This is a genomic window from Corallococcus carmarthensis, from assembly GCF_003611695.1.
Classification (GTDB): domain Bacteria; phylum Myxococcota; class Myxococcia; order Myxococcales; family Myxococcaceae; genus Corallococcus; species Corallococcus carmarthensis.
This window is the reverse complement of the sequence record NZ_RAWE01000351.1, coordinates 1-5,882: the sequence shown is the minus strand read 5'-3', so window position 1 is coordinate 5,882 and position 5,882 is coordinate 1. Positions and strand designations below refer to the sequence as shown.

The following is a 5,882-nucleotide window of genomic DNA, read 5'->3' as shown; positions in this document are numbered from 1 at the left end:
ACTTCACCTTCGGTGGGGTGGTGAACCGGACGGCCCCGGGCAGTCGCGGGCCCGGTGGCCTTGCAGCGGTCGTGAACCTCGCTTGCCGCGTCTGGAGCCACATCCATGATGACCCCTCCCCGTCGTCACCGCCGGAGCCCCTGGCTCACGCGGTGGCATCCCCTCGTCGCCGCGGGCTTCGCCTCGGCGCTGGTCTCCTGCGCCGCCTCCGAAAAGCCTGACGAAGCCCCCGCCCCCGCCGCGCCCGCCGTGGAGGACACCGCGCAGCGCGAGCAGGAGCTGCTCACCTGGACGCTGGGCGCGAAGTACGACGCCACGCAGGCCAACATCGACTTCAACGTGTACTCGTCGCGCGCCACGCGCATCGAGCTGTGGATCTACAAGACGGCCCAGGGCGCGCAGGAGGCCGTCAGCTACGTGATGACGAAGAACACGACGACCAACGTCTGGTCGAAGACCGTCTCCGTCGCCACGCTGAAGAACTCCTACGGCATCACCGGCACCGTCTATTACGGCTACCGCGCGTGGGGTCCCAACTGGACGTACAGCTCCAGCTGGAGCAAGACGAACAACACGGTGGGCTTCGTCGCGGACGTGGACAGCGCGGGCAACCGCTTCAACCCGAACAAGCTCCTGTGGGACCCGTACGCGCTGGAGCTCTCCCACGACCCGGTGAACCCCAGCAACGCGGACGCCACGGTGTTCGCGTCCGGCCCGTCGCATCGCTACAAGGACAGCGGCACGTTCGCGCCCAAGGGCATCGTGCTGGCGCCGGACACCACGGCCACCGGCACCAAGCCCACGCGCGCCTTCAAGGACGACATCGTCTATGAGGTGCACCTGCGCGGCCTGACGAAGCAGGACACCGGCTCCGGGCTGGATGCCGCCTGCCTGGGCACCTACAAGACGGCGGGCCAGAAGGCCGCGCAGCTGGCGGCGCTGGGCGTGACGGCGGTGGAGTTCCTGCCGCTGCACGAGACGGACAACGGCCGCAACGACGCCGTGGCCAGCACCGCGGGCGACAACTACTGGGGTTACATGAACCTCAGCTACTTCGCGCCGGACCGCCGCTACGCGTGCGACCAGACGGCGGGCGGCCCCACGCGCGAGTTCAAGGCCATGGTGAAGGCGTTCCACGACGCCGGCATCAAGGTGCTGGTGGACGTGGTCTACAACCACACCGGCGAGGGTGGCGGGTGGATCAGCGGAGACCCCAGCACGTACAACGTCATGTCGTACCGGGGCCTGGACAACCCCACGTACTACAGCCTGACGAAGGACATGCAGTTCAACTGGGACAACACGGGCGTGGGCGGCAACTTCAACACGTTCAACCCCACGGCCCGCAACGTCATCCTCCATTCGCTGTCGTACTGGAAGGACACGCTGGGCGTGGACGGCTTCCGGTTCGACCTGGCGTCGGTGCTGGGCAACATCTACGAGCACGAGACGGCCACGCACTCCGGCTACGAATACAACCGCGACAACGCGAACACGGCGCTCAATCAAATCACCACGCAGCTGGATCCGCGTCCGGAAGCAGGCGGCGCGGGCACGGACTTCATCGCGGAGCCGTGGGCCATTGGTGGCAACTCCTACCAGGTGGGCAACTTCCCGGCGAAGTGGCGCGAGTGGAACGGCGCGTTCCGCGACACCTTCCGCAAGGACCAGAACCAGATGGGCGTGGAGAACGTGACGCCGGGGCAGCTGGCCACGCGCTTCGCGGGCTCGTCGGACCTGTACTCGGATGACGGCCGCAAGCCGGCCGCGTCCGTGAACTTCATGGTGGCCCACGACGGCTTCACCCTGAAGGACGTGTACTCGTGCAACAGCAAGAACAACACCCAGGCGTGGCCCTACGGCCCGTCCGACGGTGGCGAGGACAGCAACCACAGCTGGGACCAGGGCGGCAGCGCGACGCTCCAGCGGCAGGCCGCGCGCAACGGCCTGGCGTTCCTGATGCTCAGCGCGGGCGTGCCCATGCTGACGGGCGGCGACGAGTTCCTGCGCACGCAGTACTGCAACAACAACGCGTACAACCTGGACTCGAACAAGAACTGGCTGGACTACGCGTGGAGCGCGGACCAGTCCAACTTCCGCCTGTTCGCCAAGAACCTCATCGCGTTCCGCAAGGCGCACCCCGCGCTGCGCCCGGCGGCGTTCTACAGCGCGTCGGACACCAACGGGAACGTGATGGAGCAGCACCGCTGGTTCAAACCGGACGGCTTCGTGCCGGACGCGTCGTACTTCGACAGCGCGGGCAACCACTCGCTGGCCTACCGCATCGACGCGTCGGAGTTCTCCGGTGAGACGGTGAGCGCCATCTACGTCGCGTACAACGGCTGGTCCGCCGCCGTGAACTTCGCGCTGCCGTGGCCGGGCACCGGCAAGCGCTGGTACCGCGTGACGGACACCTGCTCGTGGATTGAGAGCCGGGGCGCGGATCAGGTGATGCTCAACCCGGGCACCGCGGACCTGGCGGGCGACGAGGGCTCGAACTACGGCCTGTGCGGCCGGGGCGTGCTGGTGCTGGTGGCCAAGTAGCGTGAAGGCCCGTGGAGGACCCGGCGCGCTGTCACGGCGCCGGGTCCTTCGCTCCGGTATAAATCCGGCATGGCCCAGGACGACGGCACGGTGGTGAAGCGGCTTCAGCAGGAGGACTCCTTCGAGAGGGAGACGTTCGAGGGGTTGGACCTCCAGAACGTCGACCTGGGCGACAAGGAGTTCTACCGGTGCACCTTCCTGAACTGTGAGCTGCAGGAGGGCCGGTGGAAGGACGCGCTATTGGAGGCGTGCGTGTTCCAGGGCTGCAACCTGACGCGCGCGAACTTCAATGCCATCCGGCTGCGCGGCGTGCGCTTCGAGGGCTCGAAGCTGATGGGCATCGACTGGACGGGCGTGGCGGCGAACCCGGAGGTGAACTTCGAGGAGTGCGGCATGCCGTACAGCTCGTTCGTGGGGCTGGGCCTGCGCCAGACGTCCTTCGTGCGCTGCGTGGCGCGGGAGGCGAACTTCTTCGACATGGACCTGACGGACGCGGACTTCACCAGCGCGGACCTCACCGGCAGCAACTTCCGCGGCTGCACGCTGACCCGGACGGACTTCTCCGGAGCCACGGGCCTGGTGCTTGACCCCGCGCGCAACAAGATGAAGGACACGCGCATCCCGCAGGACACGGCGATGTCGGTGGTGCATGCGCTGGGCATGCTGGTGGAGGGCTACCACGCGAAGACGGCGGGACGTGGTGGGGCGAAGAAGACAGGAGCGAAGCGATGAGTGAGGGCACGCCGCTGGACCCGGTCGCCGTGGCGCGGATTGGGGTGCTGGTGAGGACCCGGCTCATCGGTCTTCACCAGCTCATCGCCTGGGCGGATGCGTGGGTGACGGCGCTGGAGGCTCCGCCGACGTGGCTGACGGAGCTGTGCACGGTGCGGACTGAAGACGCGGCGCGGGGGCTGCTGAGCGACGCTTCGGCGTTTCCGTCCGACCCTGCCGGGCATGACGCCTGGAACGCGGAGTTCCTGGCGTGTCTCCTCCTTCGTCACCGGAATGGGGCGTTGTCCTGGGCGGACTTCCTGGATGCCAGCGGGCGGTATCTGGATGCAGCGGGCGGCAGCAGAGGCTGCGAGGAGTTCTTCATGCAGCTGAACCTGCTGGAGCGCATGGGCTACCCGGAAGACCTGGCGCGGGCCCAGCGCGAGGACATCGAGCGCAGTCTTGTGGGAGCGCTGGAGCGGATGGAGTCCGCGCATCGCCGGTTCGAAGCGGAAGCGCGCGGAGACTAGGAAGCCCGTGCCGCCAGGCGGCGGCAGGCGGAGGACTTCACCGCCAGGTACACACGCAGGCCCGGTGCGAGGTGAAGCTCGCGCACGGCGGCATGCGTGAGCCGCACCACCCAGCACACACCCGCCACGTCCACGTGGGTCGCGCACTCCCCTGCCCCCGCGTCCTCCAGCTTCGTCACCGTGCCTTCGAGCACGTTGCGAGCGGAGACACCGGTCAGCGGTCCGGTGGACAGGAGGATGTCCTCGGCGGGCACGGCGTAGGCGGCACGGGTACCGTGGGGCAGCTCCGGCACATCCGGCACCCAGAGCGACAGGCCCTCCGTGATGCGCAGCCGCGTGCCTCCGGACCCGGGATGTTCCAGCGTGCCTTCGAGGATGTTCTCCTCGGGCTCCCCCGTGAGCAGGCCTCGCGCCACCGTGCCCAGCACCGTGTCCGCCGGGCCCACGGCCTTCACCGCGCCACCGTCCAACAGCAGGGCCTCGCGGGCCAGGGCCCGTGCCTCTCCGAGCTGATGGGTCACATAGAGCAGGGGCACCCGGGCTTCGTCGCGCACGCGCAGCAGGTAGGGCAGCACGCGCTCCTTCAACGCGACGTCCAACGCGGCCAGGGGTTCGTCCAACAACAGCAGCGCCGGGGCGGTGGCGAGCGCCCGCGCCAGGGCGACCCGTTGCTTCTCGCCTCCGGACAGCGTCACCGGATAGCGGTGCAGCAGGGGCTCCAGCTCCAGCAGGTGCACGGCTTCGTCCACGCGCGACGGACGTCCTGCGCGCACGCCGAAGCGCACGTTCTGTCCGGCGGTGAGGTGCGGAAAGAGCAACGCGTCCTGCGGCACGTAGCCCATGCGCCGGGCCTCGGGGGGCACGTCGACACCGGAGGCCGTGTCGAGGAGCACGCGGTCCTCCACGACGAGGCGCCCCGTGGCGCCCCGCCGCAGGCCCGCGAGCACCTCCAGCAGTGACGTCTTCCCGGAGCCCGAGCGCCCCAGCACCGCCACCGACGCGGACGTGAAGCGAGCTTCGACCTCCAGCGTGAAGCGCGCCAGGGGCAGCCGCAGCGACAGCTCCATCACGCGAGCCCCCGGGCCCCGCGACGCCGCGTCACCACTTCCGTCACGTACATGGCCCCGAACGCGAGCACCACGGAGACGCCCGCGAGCTTCAGCGCCTCCGCGTCCTGCCCCACCTGCGTGCGCTGGAAGATGGCCAGGGACAGCGTCTGCGTGCTGCCCGGGATGTTGCCCGCGACCAGCACCGTGGCGCCGAACTCACCCAGCGCCCGTGAGAACGCGAGCAGCGCGCCGGTGAGCACCCCACGCCACGCCAGCGGCAGCGTCACCCGGAAGAAGGCCCGCGTGCGCGTGTCCCCCAGCGTGCGCGCCACCGCCACCAGCCGTGGATCCACTTCCTCGAAGCCCGCGCGCGCGGAGCGCACCAGCAGCGGGAACGCCATCACCGCGCTGGCCAGCACCACCGCCTTCGGCGTGAACACCACCTCCACGCCCATCGCATCCAACAGCCGTCCCAGCGCCGAGTCCCGCGCCAGCAACTCCAGCAGCACCAGGCCCACCGCAGTCGGCGGCAGCACCAGCGGCAGGGCCAGCACCGTCTCCACCACGCCGCGCCCCGGTCCCCTCCAACGCGAGAGCGCGTACGCCGCCGCCACGCCGGGCACCAGGATGAGCACCGTGGACAGGGCCGCCACCGCCACCGTGAACAGCACCAGCCCTGTCAGCCCTTCGTCCATCACGGCGAGGGGTGCCCCTTGCCCGCATCCGGCATCCCACCGCGAGCCCCGGACGGCGCGCTCTTGAGCACACCCGCATCCGGTGACAGCGAGCCGCCCGGCGCGCTCGGCGCCACGCCCATCACTCCCGCGTCTGGCACGGCCTTCGCCGCGCTCGCGTCCAGGAAACCCAGCCGACGGAACTCCTTCCGCGCGGCGTCCGTCTGGAGGAAGCGCACGAACGCGAGCCCTCCTTCAGGCGCCTTGCCCTGCTTCAGCGCCGCCGCCGGATACACGATGCGCGGTGCATCCCCTTCCGGCACCGTGAACACCCCCCGCACCTTCTTCGAGCCCGCCGCGTCCGTCGCGTACAC

The 5,882-nt window shown here is 69.6% G+C and carries 6 protein-coding genes; 3 read left to right on the top strand and 3 right to left on the bottom strand.

Annotated features, from left to right (window positions below):
* The first annotated feature begins 105 nt into the window (after nucleotides 1-105).
* The 3 genes from D7X32_RS42650 to D7X32_RS42640 all read left to right on the top strand — a co-directional run bounded on the left by D7X32_RS42650 (nucleotide 106) and on the right by D7X32_RS42640 (nucleotide 3,785).
* Complete coding sequence (locus D7X32_RS42650) at nucleotides 106-2,544, top strand: isoamylase (RefSeq protein WP_120608226.1); 2,439 nt, start codon at nucleotides 106-108, stop codon at nucleotides 2,542-2,544.
* Nucleotides 2,545-2,613: 69 nt separating this feature from the next.
* The gene (locus tag D7X32_RS42645; RefSeq protein ID WP_120608225.1) at nucleotides 2,614-3,276 is read left to right on the top strand and encodes a pentapeptide repeat-containing protein; all 663 of its coding nucleotides are present in this window, start codon (nucleotides 2,614-2,616) and stop codon (nucleotides 3,274-3,276) included.
* Nucleotides 3,273-3,785, top strand: a complete 513-nt coding sequence (locus D7X32_RS42640; protein WP_120608224.1) for a hypothetical protein — start codon at nucleotides 3,273-3,275, stop codon at nucleotides 3,783-3,785. Before D7X32_RS42645 ends, D7X32_RS42640 begins: the two co-directional genes overlap by 4 nt.
* On the opposite strand, the gene modC is transcribed toward D7X32_RS42640, so the two are convergent.
* From modC to D7X32_RS42625, 3 genes are all read right to left on the bottom strand, one after another.
* Nucleotides 3,782-4,852 (bottom strand): molybdenum ABC transporter ATP-binding protein, encoded by a 1,071-nt coding sequence (gene modC / locus D7X32_RS42635; RefSeq protein ID WP_120608223.1) that lies wholly within the window; start codon nucleotides 4,850-4,852, stop codon nucleotides 3,782-3,784. The genes D7X32_RS42640 and modC overlap by 4 nt on opposite strands.
* The gene (gene modB / locus D7X32_RS42630) at nucleotides 4,852-5,529 is read right to left on the bottom strand and encodes a molybdate ABC transporter permease subunit (RefSeq protein WP_120608222.1); all 678 of its coding nucleotides are present in this window, start codon (nucleotides 5,527-5,529) and stop codon (nucleotides 4,852-4,854) included. The genes modC and modB overlap by 1 nt, the downstream gene beginning before the upstream one ends.
* Nucleotides 5,529-5,882, bottom strand: a 354-nt coding sequence (locus D7X32_RS42625) for a substrate-binding domain-containing protein (protein ID WP_158625864.1), incomplete at its 5' end; no start/stop codon positions are given. The genes modB and D7X32_RS42625, both read right to left, overlap by 1 nt.

Excerpts from the sequence above, each read along its gene's own strand:
- modB (WP_120608222.1), bottom strand. The coding sequence starts at position 5,529 with ATGGACGAAGGGCTGACAGGGCTGGTGCTGTTCACGGTGGCGGTGGCG.
- D7X32_RS42650 (WP_120608226.1), top strand. The coding sequence starts at position 106 with ATGATGACCCCTCCCCGTCGTCACCGCCGGAGCCCCTGGCTCACGCGG.
- modC (WP_120608223.1), bottom strand. The coding sequence starts at position 4,852 with ATGGAGCTGTCGCTGCGGCTGCCCCTGGCGCGCTTCACGCTGGAGGTC.
- D7X32_RS42640 (WP_120608224.1), top strand. The coding sequence starts at position 3,273 with ATGAGTGAGGGCACGCCGCTGGACCCGGTCGCCGTGGCGCGGATTGGG.
- D7X32_RS42645 (WP_120608225.1), top strand. The coding sequence starts at position 2,614 with ATGGCCCAGGACGACGGCACGGTGGTGAAGCGGCTTCAGCAGGAGGAC.